The organism is Duganella rivi, from assembly GCF_009857435.1.
GTDB lineage: Bacteria > Pseudomonadota > Gammaproteobacteria > Burkholderiales > Burkholderiaceae_D > Rugamonas > Rugamonas rivi.
Map to the genome: position 1 here is coordinate 598,058 of NZ_WWCK01000004.1, position 25,845 is coordinate 623,902.

General features: G+C 61.7%; 28 protein-coding genes. 8 read left to right on the top strand and 20 right to left on the bottom strand.

From position 1 onward, the window contains the following. Positions 1-5: 5 nt before the first annotated feature. Positions 6-548 (bottom strand): YaeQ family protein, encoded by a 543-nt coding sequence (locus GTP45_RS15135; protein WP_161014686.1) that lies wholly within the window; start codon positions 546-548, stop codon positions 6-8. Between the two features lie 12 nt (positions 549-560). Next, positions 561-1,430 (bottom strand): formyltetrahydrofolate deformylase, encoded by an 870-nt coding sequence (gene purU / locus GTP45_RS15140; RefSeq protein WP_161014687.1) that lies wholly within the window; start codon positions 1,428-1,430, stop codon positions 561-563. A 130-nt stretch (positions 1,431-1,560) separates the two neighbouring features. On the opposite strand from purU, the gene GTP45_RS15145 reads away from it, so the two are divergent. The 3 genes from GTP45_RS15145 to GTP45_RS15155 all read left to right on the top strand — a co-directional run bounded on the left by GTP45_RS15145 (position 1,561) and on the right by GTP45_RS15155 (position 3,373). After that, a complete protein-coding gene (locus tag GTP45_RS15145; protein ID WP_161014688.1) occupies positions 1,561-2,580 on the top strand; it encodes an NADP-dependent oxidoreductase in 1,020 nt (339 codons plus the stop codon). 67 nt (positions 2,581-2,647) lie between these two features. Beyond that, a complete protein-coding gene (locus GTP45_RS15150) occupies positions 2,648-2,956 on the top strand; it encodes a phasin family protein (RefSeq protein WP_161014689.1) in 309 nt (102 codons plus the stop codon). A gap of 87 nt (positions 2,957-3,043) precedes the next feature. Further along, positions 3,044-3,373, top strand: a complete 330-nt coding sequence (locus tag GTP45_RS15155; protein ID WP_161014690.1) for a KGG domain-containing protein — start codon at positions 3,044-3,046, stop codon at positions 3,371-3,373. Between the two features lie 4 nt (positions 3,374-3,377). On the opposite strand, the gene GTP45_RS15160 is transcribed toward GTP45_RS15155, so the two are convergent. Genes GTP45_RS15160 through modA form a run of 4 tightly spaced genes read right to left on the bottom strand, consistent with a single transcriptional unit; the run spans position 3,378 to position 6,278 of the window. Then, positions 3,378-4,169 carry a TOBE domain-containing protein gene (locus GTP45_RS15160; protein WP_161014906.1) on the bottom strand — a complete coding sequence of 264 codons (792 nt, stop codon included), beginning with the start codon at positions 4,167-4,169 and terminating at the stop codon, positions 3,378-3,380. 2 nt (positions 4,170-4,171) lie between these two features. After that, positions 4,172-4,849 carry a sulfate/molybdate ABC transporter ATP-binding protein gene (locus GTP45_RS15165; protein ID WP_161014691.1) on the bottom strand — a complete coding sequence of 226 codons (678 nt, stop codon included), beginning with the start codon at positions 4,847-4,849 and terminating at the stop codon, positions 4,172-4,174. Positions 4,850-4,852: 3 nt separating this feature from the next. Further along, on the bottom strand, positions 4,853-5,524 hold the full coding sequence (gene modB, locus GTP45_RS15170; RefSeq protein ID WP_161014907.1) for a molybdate ABC transporter permease subunit: 672 nt from the start codon (positions 5,522-5,524) through the stop codon (positions 4,853-4,855). Between the two features lie 10 nt (positions 5,525-5,534). Further along, positions 5,535-6,278: a molybdate ABC transporter substrate-binding protein gene (gene modA / locus GTP45_RS15175; RefSeq protein WP_161014692.1), complete on the bottom strand. Its 744-nt coding sequence runs from the start codon at positions 6,276-6,278 to the stop codon at positions 5,535-5,537. Positions 6,279-6,386: 108 nt separating this feature from the next. Between modA and GTP45_RS15180 the strand changes: the two genes are divergently transcribed. Beyond that, positions 6,387-6,896, top strand: a complete 510-nt coding sequence (locus GTP45_RS15180; protein WP_161014693.1) for a M48 family metallopeptidase — start codon at positions 6,387-6,389, stop codon at positions 6,894-6,896. Between the two features lies 1 nt (position 6,897). Here the strand turns inward: GTP45_RS15180 and GTP45_RS28710 are convergent, their stop codons facing one another. From GTP45_RS28710 to GTP45_RS15210, 6 genes are all read right to left on the bottom strand, one after another. Continuing rightward, a complete protein-coding gene (locus GTP45_RS28710) occupies positions 6,898-7,500 on the bottom strand; it encodes a PEP-CTERM sorting domain-containing protein (protein ID WP_229258471.1) in 603 nt (200 codons plus the stop codon). A gap of 254 nt (positions 7,501-7,754) precedes the next feature. Further along, complete coding sequence (locus GTP45_RS15190) at positions 7,755-8,294, bottom strand: LOG family protein (RefSeq protein WP_161014694.1); 540 nt, start codon at positions 8,292-8,294, stop codon at positions 7,755-7,757. Next, on the bottom strand, positions 8,287-9,075 hold the full coding sequence (locus GTP45_RS15195; protein WP_161014695.1) for a tetratricopeptide repeat protein: 789 nt from the start codon (positions 9,073-9,075) through the stop codon (positions 8,287-8,289). The genes GTP45_RS15190 and GTP45_RS15195 overlap by 8 nt, the downstream gene beginning before the upstream one ends. A 12-nt stretch (positions 9,076-9,087) precedes the next feature. Then, positions 9,088-9,753, bottom strand: coding sequence for a TetR/AcrR family transcriptional regulator (locus tag GTP45_RS15200; RefSeq protein ID WP_008446927.1), 666 nt, complete (start codon positions 9,751-9,753; stop codon positions 9,088-9,090). Positions 9,754-9,863: 110 nt separating this feature from the next. Beyond that, positions 9,864-10,256 carry a phasin family protein gene (locus GTP45_RS15205; RefSeq protein ID WP_161014696.1) on the bottom strand — a complete coding sequence of 131 codons (393 nt, stop codon included), beginning with the start codon at positions 10,254-10,256 and terminating at the stop codon, positions 9,864-9,866. A 64-nt stretch (positions 10,257-10,320) separates the two neighbouring features. Next, entirely contained in the window at positions 10,321-11,085 is a 765-nt protein-coding gene (locus tag GTP45_RS15210) for a substrate-binding periplasmic protein (protein ID WP_161014697.1), read from the bottom strand. 126 nt (positions 11,086-11,211) lie between these two features. Here GTP45_RS15210 and GTP45_RS15215 point away from each other — a divergent pair, with 126 nt between their 5' ends. After that, entirely contained in the window at positions 11,212-12,003 is a 792-nt protein-coding gene (locus tag GTP45_RS15215) for an SDR family NAD(P)-dependent oxidoreductase (RefSeq protein ID WP_161014698.1), read from the top strand. 95 nt (positions 12,004-12,098) lie between these two features. Further along, complete coding sequence (locus GTP45_RS15220) at positions 12,099-12,572, top strand: hypothetical protein (protein WP_161014699.1); 474 nt, start codon at positions 12,099-12,101, stop codon at positions 12,570-12,572. 192 nt (positions 12,573-12,764) lie between these two features. Here GTP45_RS15220 and GTP45_RS15225 read toward each other — a convergent pair whose 3' ends face one another. From GTP45_RS15225 to GTP45_RS15260, 8 genes are all read right to left on the bottom strand, one after another. Further along, positions 12,765-16,427: an EAL domain-containing protein gene (locus GTP45_RS15225; RefSeq protein WP_161014700.1), complete on the bottom strand. Its 3,663-nt coding sequence runs from the start codon at positions 16,425-16,427 to the stop codon at positions 12,765-12,767. A 17-nt stretch (positions 16,428-16,444) separates the two neighbouring features. Continuing rightward, a complete protein-coding gene (locus tag GTP45_RS15230; protein ID WP_161014701.1) occupies positions 16,445-17,929 on the bottom strand; it encodes a PAS domain-containing sensor histidine kinase in 1,485 nt (494 codons plus the stop codon). Between the two features lie 70 nt (positions 17,930-17,999). Then, positions 18,000-18,938 (bottom strand): esterase/lipase family protein, encoded by a 939-nt coding sequence (locus tag GTP45_RS15235; protein WP_161014702.1) that lies wholly within the window; start codon positions 18,936-18,938, stop codon positions 18,000-18,002. A gap of 19 nt (positions 18,939-18,957) precedes the next feature. After that, positions 18,958-20,577: a GMC family oxidoreductase gene (locus GTP45_RS15240; RefSeq protein WP_161014703.1), complete on the bottom strand. Its 1,620-nt coding sequence runs from the start codon at positions 20,575-20,577 to the stop codon at positions 18,958-18,960. Continuing rightward, the gene (locus GTP45_RS15245; RefSeq protein ID WP_161014704.1) at positions 20,574-21,098 is read right to left on the bottom strand and encodes a hypothetical protein; all 525 of its coding nucleotides are present in this window, start codon (positions 21,096-21,098) and stop codon (positions 20,574-20,576) included. Before GTP45_RS15245 ends, GTP45_RS15240 begins: the two co-directional genes overlap by 4 nt. 93 nt (positions 21,099-21,191) lie before the next feature. Then, entirely contained in the window at positions 21,192-21,638 is a 447-nt protein-coding gene (locus tag GTP45_RS15250) for an acyl-CoA thioesterase (protein ID WP_161014705.1), read from the bottom strand. Between the two features lie 6 nt (positions 21,639-21,644). Further along, on the bottom strand, positions 21,645-22,481 hold the full coding sequence (locus GTP45_RS15255; RefSeq protein ID WP_161014706.1) for a substrate-binding periplasmic protein: 837 nt from the start codon (positions 22,479-22,481) through the stop codon (positions 21,645-21,647). A gap of 7 nt (positions 22,482-22,488) precedes the next feature. Then, entirely contained in the window at positions 22,489-23,283 is a 795-nt protein-coding gene (locus GTP45_RS15260) for an RNA methyltransferase (protein WP_161014707.1), read from the bottom strand. 166 nt (positions 23,284-23,449) lie between these two features. Between GTP45_RS15260 and GTP45_RS15265 the strand changes: the two genes are divergently transcribed. Beyond that, complete coding sequence (locus GTP45_RS15265; protein WP_161014908.1) at positions 23,450-24,232, top strand: inositol monophosphatase family protein; 783 nt, start codon at positions 23,450-23,452, stop codon at positions 24,230-24,232. Positions 24,233-24,421: 189 nt separating this feature from the next. Beyond that, entirely contained in the window at positions 24,422-25,837 is a 1,416-nt protein-coding gene (locus tag GTP45_RS15270) for a DEAD/DEAH box helicase (protein ID WP_161014708.1), read from the top strand. Positions 25,838-25,845 lie beyond the last annotated feature (8 nt).

A 25,845-nucleotide genomic window follows, 5' to 3' on the forward strand; every position in this document is an offset into this window, starting at 1 on the left:
AAAATTTAACGCTCGGACTTCAATACCTCGCGGGTAACCTCAACCGTGGTGGTGCCATCGGTCAGCCAGATCTGGCCGTCTTGAATCGTGCATTGCAGCTGCATCGTGCGCTGCGCCATCTTGCCCAGCTGCTCGGTGGCGTCTGCGTTCAAATCCACCACGGTCAGATTCTTGCAGCGTTCGACTTTGTTGGCCAAGCCTTTCCACCAGATGTGGCTGGTGGCCGCATAGCTGTATACGTAGACGTGCTCCGAGCGGCCGCAAGCCTTCAGAATCACCTTCTCATCAGGCTGGCCGACCTGGATCGACAGCTCAATCGCGCCGGTCAAATCCTTGTGCCACAGATCCGGCTCTTCAACGTCGAACAAGCCCTTGGTGAAGGTCAGCGCCTCGTTGGCGTGAATCGCGAAGGCGACCAGACGCACCATCATGCGTTCGTCGGTCTCGGACGGATGGCGCGCCAAGGTCAGCTGGTGCGTTTCGTAGTAATTGCGATCCATGTCGGCAATCGACAGTTCTGCTTTGTAAATTGTTGCTTTGAGGGCCATCTAAAAAATCTCTTACTTAAATACGACGGTTTTCGCGCCGTTTTGCAAAATGCGGTGTTCAACAAACCATTTCACTGCGCGCGCCAGCACCACGCACTCGACGTCGCGGCCGATGGCGGACAGGGTGTCGGCATCCATCGAGTGATCGACGCGCTCTACATCCTGCTCGATGATCGGGCCTTCGTCCAGATCGCCGGTGACAAAGTGCGCGGTGGCGCCGATCAGTTTCACGCCGCGGTGGTGCGCCTGCGCGTACGGCTTGGCGCCCTTGAAGCTCGGCAGGAAGGAATGGTGAATATTGATCGCCTTCCCTTTCAGCGCCTCGCACAGGCCCGGCGACAGGATCTGCATGTAGCGCGCCAGCACTACGAGGTCGATCTTGTGGGTGTTCATCAGCTCAATGATCCTGGCTTCCTGCGCCAGCTTGTCTTCCAGCGGTGCACCGGTTGCCAGCGGCAGGTGGTGGAACGGGATGTTGTAGCTGGCGGCCAGCTGGTAGAAATCCATGTGGTTCGACACGATGGCCGGAATTTCCACCGGCAGCAAACCGCTCTTGTAACGGAACAGCAGGTCGTTCAGGCAATGGCCGATCTTCGACACCATCAGCATCACGCGCGGCTTGTAGTGGGCGTCGCGCAGTTCCCAGTCCAGCTTCATATCGGCGGCAAGCAGGCTGAAGTCGGCGCGCAGCAGTTCGTCGCTGACGTTGCTATCTTCGCGGGCAAAGTGCACGCGCATGAAGAACAGATGCGATTCGCTGTCGCCAAACTGGGCCGAATCGATGATGTTGCAGCCGTGGTCAGCCAGGAAGCCCGATACGCGATGAACGATTCCGCGCTGATCCAGGCAAGACAGGGTCAAAATGTATTCGGGATTGCTCATAAAACCGTTAAAACCGTCGAAGGTTGGACAAAAAGACACCTATTGTCGCACGCCTTGCCTCACCAGACAAAAATAGCACGATCGTGCAATTTGAGATATAGTCATCCACATCCCAACAAGGAGGAAATCCATGGAGACAAATCTGCAATTCCGCTTGGCTGCGCGTCCAGTCGGCATGGTCAAGGACAGCGATTGGCAACAGGCCGACGAGCCGCTGCGCCCGCTGGCTGACGGCGAGATCCGCGTCAAGGTGCTGTACCTATCGCTCGACCCGGCCATGCGCGGCTGGATGAACGAGGGCAAATCCTACATCCGCCCGGTGGCCATCGGCGAGGTAATGCGCGCCGGCGGCGTCGGCGTGGTGGTAGCGTCGAAGTCGCCCAAGTTTGCCGTCGGCGACCACGTCTCGGGCGGCACCGGCGTGCAGCGCTACTGGACTGGGGCGGCCGACGACAAGAGCGGCGCGTTCTACAAAATCGATCCGACACTGGCGCCGCTGACCACTTACCTGAACACGCTGGGCATGCCCGGCATGACCGCCTACTTCGGCCTGCTCGAATCGGGCCAGCCGAAAGCCGGCGACACCGTCGTGGTGTCGGGCGCGGCCGGTGCCGTCGGCCAGACCGTGGGCCAGGTCGCCAAGCAACTCGGCTGCCGTGTGGTCGGCATTGCCGGCGGCAAGGACAAATGCGATTTCGTGGTCAACCAGTTGGGCTTCGACGCCTGCATCGACTACAAGAACGACTCGGTCAAGGACGGCCTCAAGCAGCATTGCCCGCAGGGTGTGGACGTCTACTTCGACAACGTCGGCGGCGAGATCCTCGACACCGTACTCACCCGCATCAACCTGAAAGCGCGCATCGTCATCTGCGGCGCCATCTCGCAGTACAACAACACCACGGCGGTGAAGGGCCCGTCGAATTACCTGTCGCTGCTGGTCAACCGCGCGCGCATGGAAGGCATCGTGGTGTTCGACTACGCCGACCGCTACCACCTCGGTGTCGCCGCGCTGGCCGGCTGGATGAAGGAAGGCAAAGTCAAGAGCAAGGAAGACATCGTCCAAGGCCTGGAAAACTTCCCGCAAGCGCTGAATATGCTGTTTGAAGGGAAGAACTTCGGCAAGCTGGTGTTGCAGGTGGCGACACCGTAAAAATACAAGGGAACCTTCTGCCCGCCTCGGCGTCTATCAAGAACCGCCAACACGCCGAGGATTCACCATGTTCCCACTCCCTAATCCCGCCCTCTGCTCGAACGTCAGCCTCCTGCTGGATTTTTACGTCGAAGTCTCGCTACGCATTTTTGACACCATGCAAAAGGTCAGCGCCCTCAATCTGCAACTGGGCCGCGACCTGATTGCCGAAGCCGGCGCCGATATGCAGCGCGTCATGAACAGCAAGGACGCCGCCCAACTCGGCTCCGCCATCGCCGCGCAATGGCAACCGGGCCGCCAGTCGCTGCAAAGCTACCAGCACCGCGTGGCCGAACAGCTGGCCCACCTCCAGCCGGGGAGCTTGCTGCGGCATTAACTGGAACTTCCGTCAACCTTGCAACTCTAACCACACAGAGCAGCAAGCCAAACCGCTGCTTCACCCACACAACCGACGGAGGTTTTTATGGCAAATAATTCAGCAAGCGACAAACCCAAGGGCACGGCCAAGCGCGGCTTTGCCGCCATGGACGAAGCCACCCAGCGCGCCATCGCCAGCAAGGGCGGCCAAGCAGCCCACCAAAAAGGCACGGCGCATGAGTTTGATTCGGAGGAAGCCCGGCGCGCCGGGCAAAAAGGTGGAGAAGCCGTCAGCCGCGATCGCGAGCACATGGCCGCCATCGGCCGCAAGGGTGGCGAAAGCCGCCAGTCCGCAGCGCGCGCCGCAGCCGATAAAAACGGTACGCGCAGCGGCGCAGATTCCGAGCAATCCTCGAAAGGAGGCAACCAGCAGTAAGTGCTTATGCCGGCGTGCCGATAGTCACGCTGGAGGCCTTGAAGATCGCACTCGCTTCAGCGCCGGCTTCCAGCGCCAGCGCCTCGCCGCTGTCACGCGTGACGATAGCGGCGATGGCGCCGCCACCGGGCAGTTCGATGCTCACTTCAGTATTCACGGCGCCCGGCAGCACGCGGCTTACTTTGCCGATCAGCCGATTACGGGCCGACAGTTTGACGTCGCCGAGTTCAGTCGCCACGATGATGGACGAGGCCTTGATCAAGGCAAACGCCTCCACGCCGATCTCCAGCCCCAGGCTCTCGCTGCTATCGCGCGTGATGGTGGCAACGATGCGCTGGCCGCCGACGATTTCCAGCACCACTTCATCATTCACTGCGCCGTGTTTCAGCGCCACGACCTTGCCGCTGAACTGATTCCGCGCGCTGGTTGTCATCTTCATCCTTTGAATGAGCAAAAAATCGTCGGCCAATGCGTGCGACTGGCTGCTGAGGTGCGCGACAAACTCGCGGTGCGCCGCATCGACCTTGCCGAAGTTTTCCACCAGCTGCGCGCCGCGCGGCGTCAGCCGCGTACCGCCGCCGCCCTTGCCGCCCGCGGCGCGCTCGACCAGCGGTTCGCCGGCCAGGTTGTTCATCGCTTCGATCGCATCCCATGCGCCTTTGTAGCTCATGCCGACCGACTTGGCAGCGGCGGTGATCGAGCCCGCCTTCGCTACCGCTGCCAACAGCGCCACGCGGTCTAGCCCGCCCAGCTTCTGGCCGTCGATGGTCAGCCATACATTGCCTTGCAATTCCATGGTCATGCTTGCGTCTCCTCGACGATGCGGCCCTGTTCCATGCGCAGCACATGCTCGCCAAACACGCGCACGTCTTCAGGATCGTGGGTGATGATCAGCATCGGAATCGCCAGCCGCCGCTGCAAGGTATCCAGTTCGGCGCGCATGCGTGCGCGCAGGCCGGGATCGAGCGCGGCAAACGGCTCGTCCAGCAGCAGCGCCGATGGCTGCGGCGCCAGTGCGCGCGCCAAGGCCACGCGTTGCCGCTGGCCGCCCGATAGTTGATGGGGAAATTGGTGCGCCACGTGCTCCAGCTCAAACGCTTGCAGCCAATAGCGTATCGCCTCGCCGTCCACGCCGGCGCGCGGATTGCGCCAGCCGCGTTGCAGGCCGAAGCCTATGTTCTGCCGCACGTTCAAGTGCGGGAACAGCGCGTAATCCTGGAACAGGTAAGCGACGTTGCGCTCGCGTGCCGGCACGTCGATGCCGGCCACGCCGTCGTACAAGCAACGGCCGGCCAGCTCAATGCGGCCGCGATCCGGCGTCATCAGGCCGGCCAGCGCCTTCATCATCTGGCTCTTGCCGGCGCCGGACGGGCCGTACACCACTACGCGCTGGCCCTGCGAAACAAAGCGCGCTTCAAGCTGGAATTCGCGCTCGCCGGAACGCAGAGTCTTGCTGATGTCGAGAGAAATTTGCATGGATCACACCAGCGGGTTGCGGTTGGGCGTCAGCTTGTTGGCCACCACCAGTACGGCGATACACACCACCGAGGTGATGATCACCAGCAGGTTGGCGTGATCGTCCTGCCCTGCTTGCACGGCTTCGTACACGGCGATCGACAGCGTCTGGGTTTTGCCGGGGATGCTGCCGGCCACCATCAGCGTGGCGCCGAACTCGCCCATCGAGCGAGCGAAGGCCAGCAAAGTGCCGCCCAGCACACCGCGCCACGCCAGCGGCAAAGTCACGCGCATAAACACGCCGAACGACGACACACCAAGCACGCGCGCGGCCTGCTCAAACTGCGTGTCGACGCTTTCAAACGCGGCGCGCGCGCCTTTCAGCACCAAGGGAAACGCCACCACGGCCGCCGCGATCACCGCCGCCTGCCAGGTAAAAATGAGATTGATGCCGAAGTGCTGCTGCAACCACGCGCCGATCACGCCGTTGCGGCCTATCAGCACCAGCAGGTAATAGCCGAGCACGGTTGGCGGCATCACCATCGGCAGGGTCAGCAAAGCATCTAATAATTCGCGGCCGGGAAAGCGCTTGCGCGCCAGCAGATAGCCGAGCGCCACGCCAAACACCAGATCAATCACGGTAGCCCAGCAGGCCACCTTCAACGACAGCCGCAACGCTACCCAAGCTGGTTCAATTGCATCCACGTTATGGGCGGCCGAAACCGTACTTGGACAGGATCGCCTGGCCAGCAGGCGATTGCACGTAATCGGCAAACTTGCGGCCAAGTGCTGCTTGCGGCCCGGCGGCAATCACAGCGATTGGGTACGTGACCGGCGTCCCGGTCGGCACGGTCGCCACCACGGTGACCTTGTCCTTGACGATGGCGGCATCGGTGGCGTAGACGAAACCGGCGTCCACCTCGCCGCGCGCCACGTAGTCGAGACACTGGCGCACCGAGGTGCCGAGGATCAGCTTGGGCTCAACCGCCGCCCACAGCTTGGCCTGCTCCAGCGCGGCCTTGGTGTAGCGGCCCACCGGCACGCTGGCTGGATTGCCGATGGTGATGCGCGCCACGGCAGGCTGCGCTACGTCGGCCACGCTCTTCACAGCAACCTTGCCGCCCTGCGGCACGATCAGCACCAGGCTGTTGCTGGCGAAGTTCTTGCGGGTGCCGGGAGCCAGCAGCTTGAGGTTGTCGGCCTTGTCCATCGCATCCTGGTCGGCGGAAGCGAACACGTCGACCGGCGCGCCCTTGGCGATCTGCTGCACCAGCGGGTCGGAGGCGGCAAAGTTGAACAGCACCTTGCCGCCCGCATGTTCTTTCTCGAATGCCGCGCCGATTTCCTTGAAAGCGTTGGTCAGGCTGGCTGCCGCCGATACCGTCACATCAGCCGCCGATGCTGCACCGCCGAGCGCCACCAGCGCGATCGCCACGCTTGCTTTGAACATCAATTCTCCCTGAGTCAGAACCGCAATATACTCGATTATATAGCGCAACGGAGAATTCGGCCCCTGCCATTGTGGTAGAGTCTCGACTCGCTCATTTTTGCCGCCGCCATGTCCCACCTGAAGTACCTCAGCGCCTATTCCGACCAGCTCCAGCAGCAGGTCTCGCAACTGATCGCCAACAAGCAGCTGGGCGACACCCTGCTCAAGCGCTACAGCAAGCCGCACGACCTGCGCACCGACCGTGCGCTGTACCAGTATGTGCAGGATTTAAAGACGGAGTTTTTGCGCAATGCCGAACCGATCAACAAGGTCGAGTACGACAGCAAGATCCACGTGATCAATCACGCGCTGGGATTGCATACCGCCATCTCGCGCGTGCAGGGCGGCAAGCTCAAGGCCAAGCACGAGATCCGGGTAGCGACCATGTTCAAGGATGTGCCGCTGGAATTCCTGCGCATGATCGCGGTGCACGAGCTGGCGCACATCAAGGAAAAGCAGCACGACAAGGCGTTCTACAAGTTGTGCACCTACATGGAGCCCAACTACCACCAATATGAATTCGACCTTCGTCTCTACCTGACCCAGCTAGAGACCGAAGGCCGAAAGTTATGGAGCTAAATCAAGCCTGCTTGCGGCGACGCGCCCAGCCGACCAAGCCCAGGCCGGCCAGCAGCATGGCGTAGGTGCCCGGTTCCGGCACCGCTGTCACGCTGATGTTGTCAAACACGTAGACGCGGCCGAACGGCAGCGGCGAACCTTCAGACCAGGTCACTGACGTCAGATTGCTGAAGTTGGCGCCGAAGGTCACCGTGTTCCAGGTCAGGTTGGTGAAGGTGAAGTCCTGCGTCACCACCGAGCTATCGGCCTTGGTGCCGGTAAAGGTGATCTTGTAGTTACCAACGCCCAGCGGACGCAGCAGATTAATCGAATTCAGGCTGAACGGGTTGCTGGCCGCGTTGGTCAGCGTAACGGTATCGAGGGCGGTCGTGCCCATCGAATACGAGCCGGCATTGTAGGTGAGGTCAGCTACCACCAATTCATTGATTGGCCAGCCCGAGCTTTGCAGCTGGAAGCCATCTTCCACATAGGTATTCCCCACCCACGCAGCGACCACATGCGATAACTGCCCATTTTCCACAGTGGCTTTGTCGAAATCGATGATCGTCGTCGCCTGCGCGGAGGCAGCACACAACATGGCTGCGGCGACGGATGCTTGTAACATTTTTAAGGTTTTCAAGGCTGAATCTCCGGTACGAATATTATTGTCGGGCCGAAGGCGGCCCGTCCCCTGTCACGTCTTGCGATTAAATCACAATTAATGCCAAATTGACATAACAGTTTTCAATTTACCATCACCATTGAATACCGTAATGTTCAGTACCGAACTGCTTATGGGGCGTAGCGCACCAAAACGACGCATTTATTCCCCGAGGCAACGTCGTTTCAAAACTACAACTTTCATGAGTGTAGTGAAGATCAGGTGGTCAAGCGGCGCAGCAGCGCCTCGCCATCGTTTTCGACCATCATCAGGGCCGCGTGCTGCGGACGCACCAGCTCTTGCTCGGTGGCGTGACGCACGAAGCTGACGAGACCATCGTAATAGCCATCAACGTTGAGCAAGCCGATCGGCTTGGAGTGGATGCCCAGTTGCGCCCACGTCAGTACCTCGAACAGCTCTTCCAGCGTGCCGAGGCCGCCGGGCATGGCGATAAAGCCGTCGGACAATTGCGCCATCATGGCCTTGCGCTCGTGCATATCCTTGACGATGAACTGGCGCGTCAGGCCGGTATGCCCTACTTCGCGTTCAACCAGCGCGGTCGGAATCACACCGGTGACTTCGCCGCCAAGACGCAGCACTTCATCGGCGATCACGCCCATCAGGCCCACCTTGCCGCCGCCGTAGACCAGCGCCAGGTTGCGCTCCACCATCGCCCGCGCCAATGCGCGCGCCTCTTCGGCAAAACGGGGGGATGCGCCAGGATTGGCGCCGCAGTACACACAAATCGACTTAACCACTCAGTTTTTCCTCTTCTAATTCTTTTTGCGCCGCGTCCTGATCCAGCCGCTCGGACGCGTCACGCACGTTACAGCAGGCAGCCTGCTCGTACAAACTCATGGCTTGCGCCGTTTTCTTTTTACCGTCCAACATCAGCAGCGCGCGCGCGTACTGGATGCGGGCGATGGCCGAATCGGGATTCAATTGCAGCGCCGTCTCGAACTGGCGGTAGCCCTCTTCCTTCTTTACGCCGTAGGTCAGGCCGGCCAGCACGGCGCCGGCCTTGTCCAGAATCTCGGCGTGGTAGACGCCCAGCGCGATGTGCGCATCGGCGCGCTGCGGCGCCAGTTGGATCGCCGTGTCAAGGCTACGCTTGATCTTGGCGCCGAGTCCCTGCGCCAGCGCCTTCATCACCGAAATCCCTTGCGAGTACTGGCCTAGCGCGTAGGCGTGCCAGTAATAGCCGGCCGGATTATTGGGCTGCTCCAGTTGCTGGCGCTCGCAGCGTTCGGCCACGCATTCAAACGTGGCCAAGCGCTTTTTCAGATTCGGCTCCAGGTAGTTGGTGTACATGCAGATGGCTTTGTGCGCCACCGCGTAGCCATTCACGCCCACGTCCAATCCCAGCCGCGCGGCCCGTTCGTACTCGCCGGCGTGATAGGCAATCCAGGCTTGCAGCAGCGCCGGGTGGGTGGGAAACGCCTCGCGGTCACCAGCGTGCAGTTGCGGCCACGCCGCTTGCAAACTCTCCGGCGTGTAGCGGAACGCTGGATCGGGATACGGGAAAGGGGTCCACGCCATGAAGCCTCCGGTCTACTTCAACTTCTTCAGATATTCTTCGGACAGTTTTTGGAACAGCAAGCTGGTTTCATTGCGCAGATAAGGGCCGATCTGCGACAGCACCTGGTAGCAGCCGCGCGCCAGCGCATCGGCCATCGACTGCTGCTCGCTGTACTTGCGCGGGTTGCGTACATATTCGTAGGACAGCCAATAAGTCGCCACCACCACCATATTGGTGGCCATGGCGTCGATGGCGGTGTCGGAGGCTTCCAGCGATTTCTCGCTGCGCAGGTCTTCGCACAGCTGCTTGGCGACCTTGATCTTGTGCGCGAGGATTTGCTTGAAGTGTAGCTCCAGCTTGCGGTTGCGCGACAGCAGGTCGTTCAAGTCGCGGTAGAAGAAGCGGTAGCGCCAGATCAGTTCAAACATCAGGTGCAGGTACAGCCACACGTCCTCGATGTTGGAGCGGCGGCCATTGGGCACGGTCAGAATGCGCTCGATCTCAGCCTCGAACTGGACGAAGATCGAGTTGACGATATCGTCCTTGTTGCGGAAGTGGTAGTACAAATTCCCCGGTGAGATATTCATCTCTTCGGCGATCACCGTGGTGGTGATATTGGGCTCGCCGAACTCATTAAACAAGCGCAAGGACAGCTCTAATATCCGTTCGCGGGTACGGCGTGGGGCTTTTTGTAGCATAGCGGTGGAACCTCTGTTTATTCTCGTGCAAGCATAACACCGATGCGCACCACAGAGGAACACCCGCGCACGCTTTTAGGCGCACTTAGCGGCCAGATGCCGCCAGTTAGTTATTTGGCTTTCTTGGCGGCGGGCTTTTTCGCTGCCGTTTTTTTAACGGCCGGCTTCTTGGCCGCAGGCTTTTTCGCGGCAGCCGGTTTCTCGGCCTTGGCGGGCGCGGCGGCCTTTTTAGCCGCTGGCTTAGCGGCGCCGGACAGCGCGGCCACTTGCTTGGTCAGCTCGTCGATACGCTGCTGCAGCGCGTCGACTTCCTGCCGGGACGGTACGCCGATCGAACTCAGGGCGCGCAGCACGCGCTCCTCGAACAACTGCATCGAGAAGAACTTGCCCTCGTCTTCCTGTGCCTTGGCAAAGGCCGCCAAACCGGCTTGCCAGATTTCTTGCGACGACATGCGCACTGCGTCCAATTGCTGGTCGTCGTTCTTCTTCAACTTCTTAGCCATTTCCATCCCATGAATGCTGTTTGCCGGTATTTTATTCTAGCCGAGCCATTCTAGAGAATGCTTACTAATGCGACAAGGCCGCGTCGGCCGGCAGTTGATGCGGCGGCAGCCACTTGCGGTAGATTTTGCCGAAGCTGCCGTCGCGCTTCATCTCGCGCAGGGCGTTGTCCCAAGCCTTGATGGTGGCATCCGGCGTGCCGTTGGAAAAAGCAAAGTGCACTTCGATCAGATCGAGCCGGAACACGATTTCAACGTCGGCCTCGCGGTAGCCGGCCAGCCGCAGCGCGTCGGCGTACAGCTCCTCGCCATCGAACCACAGATCGAAGCGGTGGTTCATCAGCATCTTGGCGGCGGTTTCGGAAGTATTGGTCTCGTCCTGCACCTTGTAGCCCTGCGCGCGCGGCAGCGCTACAAAGAGACTGCCACGGCGCGCCCCGGCACGCAGCTGGCGCAGATCGACATTCTGTTTCTGCCACTCGGCCGGCTTGCCCTTGGCTGCAAACGCCGTCACCCGGGTGTAGAAGATGGGGCCGACGAAATGCATCCTGCGTTCGCGCTCGACGGTACGGCCTATGGCCAGCAGCATCACGCCCGGCTCGGCTACCGCCACCGTGTTGGCACGCGCCCATGGCACGATGTTGATCGGGTCGCGCTGGCCGAGGCGGTCTTGGATGGCGCGGGCCAGCTCCACCGCAAAGCCGTCGGGGCGGGAGCCGTTCAGAAAACTGATCGGCTTGCTCTCCATGCCATAGATTTTCAGCGGCGCAGCATGGGTTGCTGCGCAGGCCAGCAGCAAGCTCAGGACGCCAACGAGAGGAGTCAGTTTCATGCACCTGATATTACTCCAACTAAATTACACTATGGGGTAGAAAACCGCTCGACTATCGACAGAGAGAGGCCGGCGCGAATTCTTGCTACAGTGGCGGAGAACCTCATTCACCCAAGGAGAATCGACATGGACTTGCAGCTCAAAGGCAAACTGGCTTTGGTCAGTGGTAGCACGGCCGGCATCGGCTACGCAATTGCACACACGCTGGCGCAAGAAGGCGCCAGCGTAATCGTCAACGGCCGCTCGCAGGCCAGTACCGATGAGGCGGCGGAACGCATCCGTTCGGAGACCAAGGGTACGGTGCACGCTTTTGCCGGTGACTTGAGCCAGGCTGCGGCAGCGGAGGAAGTGGCCCGCAAACATCCCGGCATCAACATCCTCGTCAACAACCTCGGCATCTTTGAGCCCAAGGCGTTTGAAGATATTCCCGATGAAGATTGGCAGCGCTTCTTTGACGTCAACGTGCTGAGCGGCGTGCGGCTGGCGCGGCTGGTGCTGCCCGAAATGAAGCGCACGAATTGGGGCCGGATCATCTTCATCTCCAGCGAGAGCGGCATCCAGATCCCAACCGAGATGGTTCACTACGGCATGAGCAAGACCGCGCAGATCGCCGTCTCGCGCGGATTGGCGGAATCGGTGGCCGGCACCGGCATCACCGTCAACAGCGTGCTGCCCGGCCCGACCAAATCGCGCGGCGTGGGCGACTTCGTGCAAGACATGGCGAACGGCAGCGGCAAAACCTTCGAGCAAGTGGAGTCCGAATTCTTCGAACACGTGCGCCCTACTTCCCTGATCAAGCGCTTCGGCACGCCGCAGGAAGTGGCCTCGCTGGTCGCCTACGTGGCCAGCCCGCTGGCCTCCGCCACTACCGGCGCCGCGCTGCGCGTCGACGGCGGCGTGGTCAAGAGCGCTTTCTAATTCAGGATCGACTGGCGCGAACGGTGAGAGTTCGCGCATTTTCCATGCTTAGCAAGGTGCTATCCTGATGCCCACAGTCACCAACTGAGGGAAAAATGCATCTTATCTTCAACGCCGCGCTCGCCTCCAGGCTACTGATTGCACCTTTGCTGTATCTTGTACTACTTACCCCTACAGCTAATGCATTTTGCCTTGCCCCTCAAACAGAGATCTCGGGTTATAAGATCCCGCTTGACGATGAGATAAAGACTGCCCAATCAATTATTGTAGGCCGTGTCATACAGAAAAATGAGCTTAAAGAAGATGCTACCGATCCTGTGGGTATCACTGCATACACGATAAAGATCAAAGTGAAAACCCGATTGAAAGGGAAACTCCCAGACACTATCTCGGTACGTGACGAAAACACCAGCGCACGCTATGGCATGTTGCTTGGCGAAGAACACGTCCTCTTTATTTCTGAAGATCGGGATGGCACATTATGGGTGGATAGCTGCGGAAACTCGGCACCGGCGTTTAGGAGCCAGGATCTCATCAAGAAAATTGAGGCCGAACTTAGAAAGAGGTAGATGAATAACGACAGTCTGCAATGGCGAAAACCGCGTCAAAATATGATGAGTAGATCGGGGTCAGCTCTGTCATTTGGACAGTCAGTGCAAATCTTTGATCTTTATCAATACGTGAAAGTGCTGAAATTGGCGTATTGAGGAAAATCAAACAATTGGTTTGGATGTCCAAATGACAGAGCTGACCCCGAATCGTTAGCTAGCGATTTTGATTTCTTCTTGAGTGGCGGCGGAGACGCTGGCGGCCGGGCCGTGGGCCTGGGCTTGCAGGCGGAAGCCTTCGCGGATGTTTTCGCGCAGGACGGCGCCTTTCCACGGCTTGGTGTAGAAGCGGTCGATGGCGCCGTGGTTGATGGCGGCCATGATCGGCGTGAGGTCCGCATACGCTGACAGCATGATGCGGAAGGTGTCCGGCGCCAGGTTCTTCACCCGCTCCATGAATTCGGTTCCGCTCATCAGCGGCATGCATTGGTCGCACAGGATCACTTGCACGCGGTGGCGTGCCAGGATGTCGAAGCCCTCTGCCGCCGTTTGCGCGGTCAGGATGCGGTAGCCGTCTTGCGACAGGAAATCGGTCAGCACGTCGAGCATGAAAGCGTCGTCGTCGACGATGAGCAAGGTCTGCTGTTCGACCATGCTTTCATCCACCGGCGCTTGCATGCGGCGGCCTTCGCGCAGCATGGCTTCGAAATCGTCTGCCGGCAATGGACGGCTGAAGTAATAGCCCTGCATTTCATCGCAGCCATGGCGGCGCAGGTAGGACAGCTGCGCGTCTTTCTCGACGCCTTCGGCAATCACGTTGAGCTTGAGGCTGTGCGCCATGTTAATGATGGCCAGCACGATGGCCGCATCGTCAGGGTTGCTGGTCACTTCGCGCACGAAGGCAATGTCGATTTTCAGCTTGTCGATCGGGAAGCGCTTCAGGTACGCCAGCGAGGAATAGCCGGTGCCGAAGTCGTCAATGGAAATCTGGATGCCGAGCGCTTTCAGGTTTTGCAGCACGGTGATGGTTTCTTCGGCGTTGGACATCAGCGAGCTTTCGGTCAACTCCAGCTCCAGCAACTCCGGCGCGATGCCGTGCTCGCGGATCGCCCTCAATACCTCTTCTTCCAGCCCGCCGACAAAGAACTGGATGCCCGACACGTTGACCGACAAGTGCACCGCGCCGGCATTGGTCTTGCCCCAGTAAGCGATCTTGCGGCACGCCTCGTGGATCACCCAGGTGCCGACGCGCACGATCAGCCCGGTCTCTTCCAGCAGCGGAATAAACAGCGCCGGCGACACCATGCCATGGCCCGGCCGCTGCCAGCGGATCAGCACTTCGGCGCCGCTGATGCGGCCGCTGTCGATGTGCACCTTGGGCTGGAAGTGCAGCACGAATTCCTCGTTCTCGATGGCGCGCCGCAAAGCGTTTTCCAAGTCCAGCCGCGCCAGCGATTGCGCGTTCATTTCGGCGGTGAAGAAACGGAAAGCGTCGCGTCCCGCTTCCTTGGCGCGGTACATGGCGGTGTCGGCGTACTGGATCAGCGTGTCCGGCTCGGCGCCGTCGTCGGGGTAGACGGCAATGCCGATACTGGCCGTGACGGTGACCTCGTGGCCTTTCAAATCAAACGGCCGGCGCAGCGAGTCGCGGATTTTATCGACCACCGCAATCGCGTTCTGCGCGCCGTCGGGCAGCATCAGGATGGCGGCAAACTCGTCGCCGCCAAAACGGCCGATGGTGTCGCGCACACGCAGGCAATCGACCAGGCGGCTGGAGAACTGGCGCAGCAGTTCGTCGCCGATGGTGTGGCCCAGCGTGTCATTCACATTCTTGAAGCGATCCACGTCCAGGAACAGCACTGCCAGCGACCACTTGTGCTCTTCCGCCTGCCGCAGCGAGTGGGCCAACGAATCGTAGAACTGGCTGCGATTGGGCAACCCGGTCAAGGTGTCGAAGTGGGCCAGCTTGAGCAGGCGCTGCTCGGCTTCCTTGCGCTCGGTGATGTCGCGCGCCACCGCCACCAGGATCCAGCTGGAGCCGGAACGCAGCGTGCGGCGCTGCACTTCCACCGCCAGCGGCGTGCCGTCATGGCAGTGCAATTGCAGCTCGGTCATGGCGCCGCTCTGGTCGCCGGCCAGCAGCTTGTCGTACAGTTCTTCCAGCTTGTGCAGGTCGCCTTCCAGCGAGCGATTCGGGCCAACCTTGAGGAAGTCGTCGCGCTCGAAGCCCAGCATGCGGCACGCCGTCGCATTGACGTCTACGAAGCACATGCCGGCGCGGTCCACCAGGAAGATGGCGTCGGCCGTGGCATCCATCGCCAGACGGAAGCGGCGCAGGTCTTCGTCCAGGCGGATGCGGGCGTTCATGTCCAAGGTCAGCTGGGCGTGATGGCGCTTGATTTCTTCATACAGCAGCAGGTTTTCAAAAGCCACCGCCACTTGCGCCGCCACCGTGCCGGCCACGCGTTCGTCGACTTCCGAGAAGCCGTCTGCGCCCAGCTTATCGACCAGGTAGAGCCAGCCATGGGTGCGCTCAGGCGACGCAATCGGCACGCCGAGGAAGCTATGCACAGGCGGATGCGTCGGCGGCAAGCCGATGCTGGCCGGGTCGCCATTCAAATCGTTGATGCGGCACGGCAGGCGCTGGTCAAGCAAGCCGCGCAGCACGCCGGCACGCGGGGTTTGCGCAATCTGCCGCACCGGCATGCCGGCGCCACAACTGGCAAAGTAGCTGAGCTCGGTCGCGCCCGGCTCCAGCACGCCGATGCACGCGTACTTCGACACGCAAATATTCTGCGCCACGCGGCAGCCGATTTCCACCAGCGCACCGGGATCGCGCTCGGCGCCCAGTTCGATGCCGAGTTCGATCAGCGCCGTCAAGCGCAAGCTTACCGCTTGCAGACTGGACAGCGATTGCGACAGCCGCTGCGTCATGCGCGACAGGTTCTCGGGCGAGCTATCGTCGGTGTCGTTGGCAAACTGCGTGATGAGCTGGCTGCTCGATTCGAGTTCATCCAGATACTCGGCCACTTTGTGGTCGATGTCGTGGAAGCGCCCTTCTTGCGGCGGTTCCGGCGCAAACGATGGCAAGCCCTCGGCCATCGGCTCACGCGCGGCCAGTCCCAGCGCTTCCTGCACGGTTTGCAGGATCACTTCCGGGTCGGACGGTTTCGGCAGCACCCAGCGCACGCCGCACGATTGCGCCACCGCCATCGCTTCGCGTTCGCGGTAGGTGGCGGTGTAGAAAATCACCGGCACGTCGGCCGTCTCCGCGTGCTCGTGCATGCGGGTGACGAATTCGTAGCCGTCCATGTTCGGCATCAGGATGTCGGAAATCACCAGGTCGGGCTTTTCCGCCAGCACCATTTTCAAGCCCTCGACGCCGTTGGCGGCCTCCAGCAAGCGGTGGCCGCCGTAGCTCAGCAGCGTCATCAGGAATTCACGATTGAGTACGTGATCGTCCACGATCAAGATCGTGGCCGTGTCGTTCTTACTCGGGGACGACACTGCCCCTTGTAAAAAAGACTCAATTTGCGACACGAAGGTATCCGGTTCAATCGGCTTGCCAATGTAGCCGTCAAAGCCCGCTTCCAGCAGCTTCTCGCGGTCGCCCACCATGGCCAGCGCGGTCACGGCCAGCGCCGGGATATGGCGCACCTCGGGATCGGCCTTGAGCGCGGTGACCACGCCATAGCCGTCCAGCTTGGGCAGATGGACATCGCAAATAATCAGATCGGGCAACTCGCGCTTGGCGGCTGCCACGCCCGCCTCGCCATCGCTGGCCGACAACGGCGTGTAGCCGAACGCGCGCAGCAAATACACCATCAACTCCATGTTGGTGGCATTGTCTTCGATAATCAGGATACGTGCTGACACGTGACCCCTCCTTTTCTTTATTCTTCCAGTGGCAGTGCCAGCGTGAACACACTGCCCACGCCGTACTCGCTATCAAACAAAATCTCGCCATGCAGCAGCGACGCCAGCTTGCGGCTCAGATGCAAGCCCAGTCCGGTGCCCTCGAACTGGCGCAGCGCAGCGGCATCGAGCTGCGAAAAGGCTTGAAACATGTCGTCGCGCTGCTCGGCGGCGATGCCGATGCCGGTATCGCTGACGCTGATGGTGGCGCAAGCGCGCGTCCCCACCATCGACTTGGCCAGCCGTACCAGCACCGTGCCGTTATTGGTGAACTTGATCGCATTGTGAAGCAGATTCATCAGGATTTGCTGTACCGCCCGGCGGTCGCTTGACACCGTCAACTCTTCGGCCGACGCTTCAAACTCCAGCGCCAGTCCCTTGCTGCGCGCTTGCGGTTTGAACGAGGTCAGCACTTCATCGATCAAGGCGCGGCACGGCAGCGGTGCGACGTCCAATTCCACCTTGCCCGACTCGATGCGCGTGAGGTCAAGCAAATCGTTAATCAGCGACAGCAGATGACGGGCGCTGCTTTGCACCATGCGCAACTGTTTGTTCTGCTCATCATTAATGGGTCCAGGCAACTTCATCAGCATAGTACCTGTAAAACCGATGATCGCGTTCAACGGCGTGCGTAATTCGTGCGACATGCCGGTGAGGAAGCGATCCTTGGCTGCCACAGCTTTTGCAAGTTCGACATTCTTTTCTTGCAGCGCCTGCTCGAATTGCTTGCGCTCGCTGATGTCGCGGATGGCGCTCATCACCAGCACGCCCTCTTCCGTGTCGATCGGGCTCAGGCTGATCTCCACCGGGAACTCGGCACCGTCGCTGCGCAGGCCGTACAGGTCGCGGCCACTGCCCATGGGCCGTACCTGCGGCTGGGCGGCATAGCCGGTGCGGTGCGCCATATGGGCGCCGCGAAAACGCAGCGGCATCAATTGCTCGAGCACGATGCCGCGCAGCGCCCCGCGCGGGTAGCCAAACAGGCGCTCGGCCTGGCTGTTGGCCAGCACCACGCGGCCTGCCGTGTTGGCCATGATGATGGCGTCGGGCATGGACTCGAGGATGCCGTCGTACCGCGCCGCGACCAGCTTGGCGTCGCGCAGCACCTTGAGCGCGGTAACGTCTTTTTTACTCCACAAAATGTACTCGGGCTGGCCGTCGGCGCCGCGCACCAGCTTGCTGGAACTGTCGATGTAGACCAGCGTGCCGTCCTTGGCCTGGCGCACCGACTCGTAGCTGGCCACACCGTGCGCCAGCACTTGCTGCACCGCCGCCGCACCGTCGACGCGCAGGGCCGTCGGTACGATCAACTCGTCCAGCCGGCTACCCAGCGCTTCCTCGCTGGTGTAACCGAACACGGCTTGCGCACCCTTGGTCCAATACACCACCACGCCTTCCAGCGTGGTCAGCACGACCGCGTCAGGGCATTCATCCAGGATCAGTGTGCAGAAATCGCTCGCCATCGCCTCGCCTTATTGCTACGGGTACAGGAATAACCATACAGCAAGGCGGCTGCAACATCCTCACACAAAATCACGCGTGCGCGGCGGTCTCGATCTCTCTCAGAGTGCATTGCATGATGTCAGGGTGCCTTCCCAGCGCCACGTGGCCTATAGCGCCGAACACGAGATTGCGGGCGCCAGGCAAGTCGCTGGAGTCCTGCGGCGCAATGATGTTGTCATGAACAGAGTAGATGGAACTAATCAACATCCGTTGCGTATTTGCCTCAGATGCGGCCAGCGAGGCCAGCCACGCGCTGTCGCGCCGCATTTGCGCAGCGTTGCTGCCGGGGCCGAAGTGCGCCAGCGCGGTGCCGTGATGCGGCGTGCCGAGCGTGATCACGCGCGCGATATGGGCATCGCCGTAGCGGCGCAGATAAGCGCGCGCCACCAGTCCGCCCATGCTATGGCCAACGATGATGACTTTATCGCTGCCAGTCTCCTTGCGCAGCCGCTCGACTGCCGCCTGTACCTGCGGCGCGTAATCATCGATGGATGCGCCCGGCGGTTCAAGGTCGATGCCATAGTGGCTGATGCGCGCCTCCTTCAGCAGCTTGCTCATCGGTAGCCAATAGCCGCTGTTGCACACGTAGCCGTGTATCAGCAGCACCGGCAAGCCGCGCGCTTCGGGATGCACTTGCATGCCGATCGGACGCAGCATGTAGTAGGACGTGGTCAGCATCGAGGAATGGAACTCTTGCCAGAACAAGCTGGCCGCGCTGCGCGGATTGAGCGCGTGATCCGGCGGCGTGATGCTGCCGGCGCGCCAGCTCAGGTAGAAGTTGTTGGCCGAAATGAACAAGCGCACCAGCAGCACCGCCAGCAGGCCGAAGGCGAGATAAACCGCGACCGTGGACGGTGCGCTCAGCGTGGCTTGCCACGCCGGACGCCACCAGTAGTAGAGACCAACGGCCAGCAAGCCGACGAGCGCGGCTTGCAACAGCAACAGCAGGATCAGCAGTCGTTTAATCATGACTGCATGATACCGTGTTTTAAGCGCGTACCGGCCGCGCCGCCGGCTTGCCGGTCAACTCTTGCGCGAGGCCGCTGGCAAGGCGCGCAACGATGCCGTAGATCGACAGCTGCGGGTTGGCGCCGATGGAAGTAGGGAACAGCGAGCCGTCATGCACTGACAGGTTGCTCAGGCCGTGATAGCGGCCCTTGGAACTGGTCACGCCGAGCCGCACATCGTCCGACATGCCGCAGCCGCCCATCACGTGCGCCGACGCCAGCTTGGCTTGCAGCAGCTTGTACGGCAGCGACTCAATGGCGGTCTTGGCTTGCGCCCAGCTGGTGTATGGCTGCGCGCGTTCGTGCACCGGCATCACGCTGGTGGCGCCAGCTGCGAACTGGATCTCGGCCATGGTCAGCAAGGCGCGCCTGGCGCCATCCCAGACAAAATCGCTGACCGGATAATCGAGCACCGGTGCGCCATTCACCAGCGCCACGCTGCCGCCCACCGCGTCGTCGTGGAAGCCGTCACGCAGCAGCGCCACCATCGCATGCAGATGCGGGAACTGCTGCATCAGCGCCGCGTGCTGCGCGCCGAAGCCGGGCAAGATGGCGGAGAACAGCAGCGGGTGCAGCGGCGGTACTTCCAGCTTGTAGCCGATCGGGCCGTCGATGCGGTCGGTGTGCAGGAAGTGGTCGGAGTACGTGGTTTGCGGCGCGCCGGAGTAGCCTTCAACGCGCTGCGTGTACGTCGCCACTGAGGCCATCGACGGATGCAGGAAAGTACGCTTGCCCAGCAAGCCGTGTGGGTCCGGCGCAAGCGAGCGCATCAGCAAGGCCGGCGTGTTGATCGCGCCGCCCGACAGCACGAAGTGCTTGGCGCGCAGGATCAGCTTGCGGCCAGTGAGGCTGAGGCCGTCAGCGGTCAGCGCCACGCATTCCAGCGTGCTGACTTGGCCGTTGTGGATCGCCAGCTTCTCGGCCCGCGCCCGCGTCAGCAAGTGTGCGCCGTGCTGCAAGGCCGATGGGATGGTGGTGATCAGCATCGACTGCTTGGCGTTGGTCGGGCAGCCCATGCCGCAGTAGCCGAGATTCCAGCAGCCGTTGACGTTGCGGCGAATCAGTCCGGTTGGGATGTTGAGCTTGGCGGCGCCGCGGCGCAGCAGGTCGTTGTTCTCGTTGGGCGGCGTCGGCCAGTCGATGATGTTGAGGCGCTGCTCCATCATCTCGAACCATGGCGCCAGCGCTTCCGGCGTGTAATCGCTGAGGCCGAAGCGCTTGTTCCAGTAGCGCAGCGTGATGTCGGGCGTGCGGAAGCTGCTGGTCCAGTTGACCGTGGTGCTGCCGCCCACCGTGCGGCCCTGCAAAATGGTGATGCCCTTGTCCTTGGTCTTGCGGGTTGCGGCTTCCTGGTACAGCTCCGGGTAGGCGGTGGCCTCGCGCATCTTGAAGTCCTTGGACGACTTGAGCGCGCCCTCCTCCACGATCAGCACCTTGAGGCCGGACAGCGCAAGGATTTCCGCCGTAACGCCGCCGCCGGCGCCGCTGCCGACGATCACCACATCGGCTTCCAGCGTTTGATCGGCTTGCAGTTGCGCGCAGTCGGTGACTTGCCAGCCAGCGGCGAGACCGTCCTGAATTGGATCTGGAATCACGCTCATGCCGCCAGCTCCTTGAGCGGGCCGGGATAGCCGATGCGCTCCCACGAGGACGGATCGGCATACCATGCGCCGATAATCAAATCGTGCAGCGCCTGGTAGGCGATTTGCAGCGTCTGCAAGCTATGCGTGCGCCAGCTTTGCAGGAAAGCTTCGACTTGGCGCGGATCGGCCTGGTCCCAGCCGCCGGCCACGCCGGCCAGCAAGCGGCGCGCCGGCCCCAGCGCGAGCAAGCCGAACAAATCCTGCACCTCTTTTTGCGTGGATAAGGGCAGCGCCAGCACGGTGTCTCGCACACGCTGGCTGACGGCAGCCAAGGCCGCAGCACGCGCCTCCGGCTCGCTCGGCAAGGCCGGCCCCAGCATGGCCGGAATCACGGCATGCAGCACGGCCTGGGCGCCGCCTTCAAGCGCAAAACGATGAGTGGCCGGCGCTTGCGCCAGCCGATAGATAGCGCCGCCGGCTGCGAGCGTGCACGCGCCGGCCACGCCGATCTTCAGAAAAGATCTGCGGGAAATCTGCATTGTCTCCATCCATTTTTATGGTTTGTGGGCTAGTGTAAGCCAAACCACAACCCTGCTCCCAGGCAAAAATAGAGGATGGCGTCTAGATCGCGTCTAGCTCGTTGCGGCCACCACGGCGGGCAAATAGCCGTCGCAGAATTCGGCTGGCATGCGGCGGGCGCGGCCGGTGCTAATTTCGATGCAGATCAGTTCCCAGCGGCCGCGCATGACGGTCACGCCGTCGCTGGCGCGCACGAGTTGGAAGCGGCGTTCCATGTTGAGCTTGCCGTCGGTGGCGTATAGCCAGGTGCCGAGCAGCAGCGCTTCACCGGCGGCGGTCGGCAGGATGTAGTCGTATTCGGAGCGGCGGATCGCCATGGCGCGGTCGAGGCGGCGGTAGTCCGCCAGCGACAGGCCCAGCGCTTCCGAGTGCGCCCAGCCGGCCTTCTCGCACCATTGCACGTAGACCGCGTTGTTGGTGTGATCGAGCCCATCGATATCGCCTGCGGCCGGCGACAGTTCCAGTATGTACGGTTGCGGATGATCCCAGTTCAAGCTCATGCTGTCCTATTTCGGTAACTCGTATTGGTATTTTTTGAGCAGACGCTCGTAAGTGCCGTCGCGCACCATGGCGTCCATGGCGCCGCGCCAGTCGGCCATCAGCGCCGGTTCAAGCTCGGGCGAACTGGCCATGTAGATTTTGACGCGGCTCACCACCACACCGCGCCGCAGCGCATCGGCGCGCAGACCGGCATTGCGCTGGGCCGACAGAATGCCATTCCACGAACTGAGCCATGCATCGATGCGGCCGGCGCTGAGCTTGCGGGCGTTGAGGTCGTCGTGGGTGACGGTGCTGATACGGTCGAAGCCGTGCGCCTCGGCCAGGCGCGCGCCGGCGCCGTCGCGCACCACGCCCAGTGCCAGCTTGCGCACTGCGGCCAGCGAGGAGATGTCGACTTCCGCGTCCTTGTTGGCCACCACAACGAAATCGTCTTCCAGTATCGGCACTTGCCATTGGTAGAGTTTTTCGCGCGCCGGGATGCGTGATACTGGCACCACCAGCGTGCCGGGCGTGGTGGCCGCCATCATCAGCGCGCGGGCCAGCGGGTAGAGCTGGATTTTTCCTGGGTGGCCGACGCGGCGCGCCATTTCGCCCGCCAGCTCGTAAGCCAATCCGCTTGGCGCGTCGGTGCTGCCGGGCGCCGGCGGGATGCAGTAGAACGAGGTTTCCGCGCCCACCAGGTGCAGCTCGACGGCGGCAACCGGGGCGCATAGACCGCCCACCAAGGCCATTACGGCGGCGAAGGCAACGACTGCAGCGGGCGCGGCTACGGCAACGGCTCGGACGGCGTGGGCGGCCCGCGCGGCGCGAACGTAGCGGCGGACGACGGGCGCGCGCGGCATGGCGGGACTAGTCCTTGGCGCCGGGCTTGCCGGTCATGTGGCGGGCGATGCCGCGCAAGATGTTGACCTCTTCCTTCTCCAGCTGCGCGCGCGCGAACAGGCGCTTCAGGCGCGGCATCAGCTTGCGCGGATTACCGGCATCGAGGAAGCCGATCTGCACCAGCGCCTGCTCCAAATGCGTGTACATGCCTTCGATCTGCTCAACGCTGGCGGCCTCGCCCTGGAAGCCCACTTCGCTGGCCTCGCCCACCGGCAAGCGCGGCGTCAGCGCCACGCCGGCGCCGTCCAGCACCGCCATGCGGCACTCGTAGGCCACCACCTGCGCGGCCTGCGACAGGTTCAAGGAGGAATACTCGGGATTGGCGGGAATGTTAATCAACACATTACATTTCTCGACCAGCTCGTTCGGCAAGCCGAAGCGCTCGTTGCCGAAGATGACGGCGGCGCGCCATTCCGGCTGTGCCACCAATTGCCCTGCCAGTTGTCGCGGCGACAACACTGGCGGCGAAAATTCGCGCAGGCGGGCCGACACTGCGGCCGCATAATGAATGTCCTCCAGCGCCTCGGACACGCAACCGACCACCCGCGCATTGGCTAGAATATCCTGCGCGCCGCTGGCAAACGCAATCGCCTCGGGGTCTTGCAGTGCATCGTCAAAGCGCGGGTTCACCAATACCAGGTCGCTATAGCCCATGGTTTTCATGGCCCGCGCCACCGCCCCGATATTGCCTGCGCGGCTAGTCTCGACCAGGATAAATCGCAGTTGTTTGAAAAGATTCGTGTTGATTTGGGGCAGGTTCATTTAAAATAGCGCTATTGCGCGGTGTCGATACGGGAATTCCTAGACGAATTTTACCTTGTTGCCACCGCTTCGCTCTTTGTCATTTTGTCTCCCTGTCGTGCCGCCGGGCTGGAATTCCCCCGGTGGGCGTTAGCATTTTTATACGGAAAAGCCCATGCAACATCCTATGATCAATACGGCTGTGAAAGCCGCCCGCCGCGGCGCCGCCGTCATCAACCGCGCCTCCTTCGACCTCGATCGCCTGATCGTCACCGAAAAAGACCACAAGGACTTCGTCACCGACGTCGACCAAGCCGCTGAGCAAGCGATTATCGAAGTGCTGTCCAAGGCCTACCCTGACCACGCCTTCCTGGCGGAAGAATCCGGCGCATCGGCCAACGCCCACGACGAGGCAGAATACACCTGGATCATCGACCCGATCGATGGCACCACCAACTTCATGCACGGCTTCCCGCAGTACTGCATCTCGATCGCGCTGTCGCAGCGCGGCGTAATCACCCAGTCGGTGGTGTATGACCCTGCCCGCAACGACCTGTTCACCGCCACCAAGGGCGCCGGCGCCTACCTGAACGAAAAACGCATCCGCGTGGGCAAGCTCGATCGTATCGCCAACGCCCTGCTGGCCACCGGCTACAAGACCGGCAGCCCGGCCGCGCTGAAAGAATACCTGGAAATGTACGGCATCATGGCTGAGCGCACCCAAGGCATCCGCCGCGCCGGCAGCGCCGCGCTAGACCTGGCTTACGTCGCTTGCGGCCGCCTGGACGGTTTCTACGAAAAAGGCCTGAAGCCTTGGGATATCGCCGGCGGCGCGCTGCTGGTGACCGAGGCCGGCGGCATCGTGGCCGAGTTCAACGGCGAGTCCGACTACCTGTACAAGGGCGATATCATTGCCGGCAGCCCGAAAGTGTTCGGCCAGATGGTTGGCCTGCTGGCACCATTCGCATAATTCCCCAAGGCAGTTTGTTACAAAAAACTCTGTGGCTATGTGGCGGCCTTGGCCGTCACATGCGCACAGAGTTTTTCATTTGTAAAAAGTATTTCCCATCCGAAACTAGATGCTATACTGAAAGTTGCGGCACCGCTCAGTCCGATGCCGCAAACCAAGAATCCTCGACTGAATTCTCATAAAGTTACTATGTCATTCTCATCCCTCGGTTTGTCCGACGCCCTCGTCCGCGCTGTAGCTGAAACCGGCTACACCTCGCCTACCCCTATCCAGCAACAGGCCATTCCTGCGGTGCTGAACGGCGGCGACCTGCTGGCGGGCGCACAGACCGGCACCGGCAAGACGGCCGGCTTCACGCTGCCGCTGCTGCACCGCTTGTCGACCGATGCCACTGGCATCAAGCTGACCAGCAACAAGTCGGCGCGCGCCGTACGCGCCCTGATCCTGACCCCGACCCGCGAACTGGCGGCCCAGGTCGAAGAAAGCGTGCGCGTGTACGGCAAGTACACCAACCTGAACTCGGCTGTGATCTTCGGCGGCGTCGGCATTAACCCGCAGATCAAGCAACTGAAGCACGGCGTCGACATCCTGGTCGCCACCCCGGGCCGCCTGCTGGACCACATGGACCAAGGCACGGTCGACCTGAGCAAGATCGAAATCCTGGTGCTGGACGAAGCCGACCGCATGCTCGACATGGGCTTCATCCGCGACATCCGCAAAGTGCTGGCCGGCCTGCCGCCGAAGCGCCAGAACCTGCTGTTCTCGGCCACCTTCTCGGACGAAATCAAGGCGCTGGCTGACGGCCTGCTGGACAAGCCGGCCACCATCGAAGTAGCGCGCCGCAACTCGACGGTGGAAATCATCGCCCAGAAAATCCACCCGGTGGACCGCGACAAGAAACACCCGATGCTGGCGCACCTGATCAAGTCCAACAACTGGCACCAGGTGCTGGTATTCACCCGCACCAAGCACGGCGCCAACAAGCTGGTCGAACAGCTGGAAAAAGACGGCATCGGCGCGATGGCGATCCACGGTAATAAGAGCCAGTCGGCGCGTACCAAGGCGCTGTCCGAGTTCAAGGACAACAAGCTGCAAGTGCTGGTGGCGACCGACATCGCCGCGCGCGGCATCGACATTGACCAGCTGCCGCACGTGGTCAACTACGATTTACCGAACGTGCCGGAAGATTATGTGCACCGCATCGGCCGTACCGGCCGCGCCGGCGCGACCGGTGAAGCGGTATCGCTGGTGTGCGTGGACGAGCACGAGATGTTGAAGGACATCGAGAAACTGATCAAGCAAACCCTGCCGCGCGATGTGATCCCGGGCTTCGAGCCGGATCCAACTGCTCGTCCGCAGCCGATCCAGCTGCGCAGCGGCGGCCCTGGCCACCGCAACGGCGGCGGCGGTCGCAACGGCGGCGCTCCGCGCAAACCGGGCAATGGCAACGGCAACGGCGGCGGCAACAAGCCACGTTCGGCCAGTGGTAACGGCGGCGGCAACGGTGGCGCCCCACGCGGCAACGGGGGTGGAGCTCCACGCACCGGCAACGCCAACGCGCCACGCTCGTCCGCCCAACACCGCTCCGGCGGCCGCGGCCGATAGTAGCCACA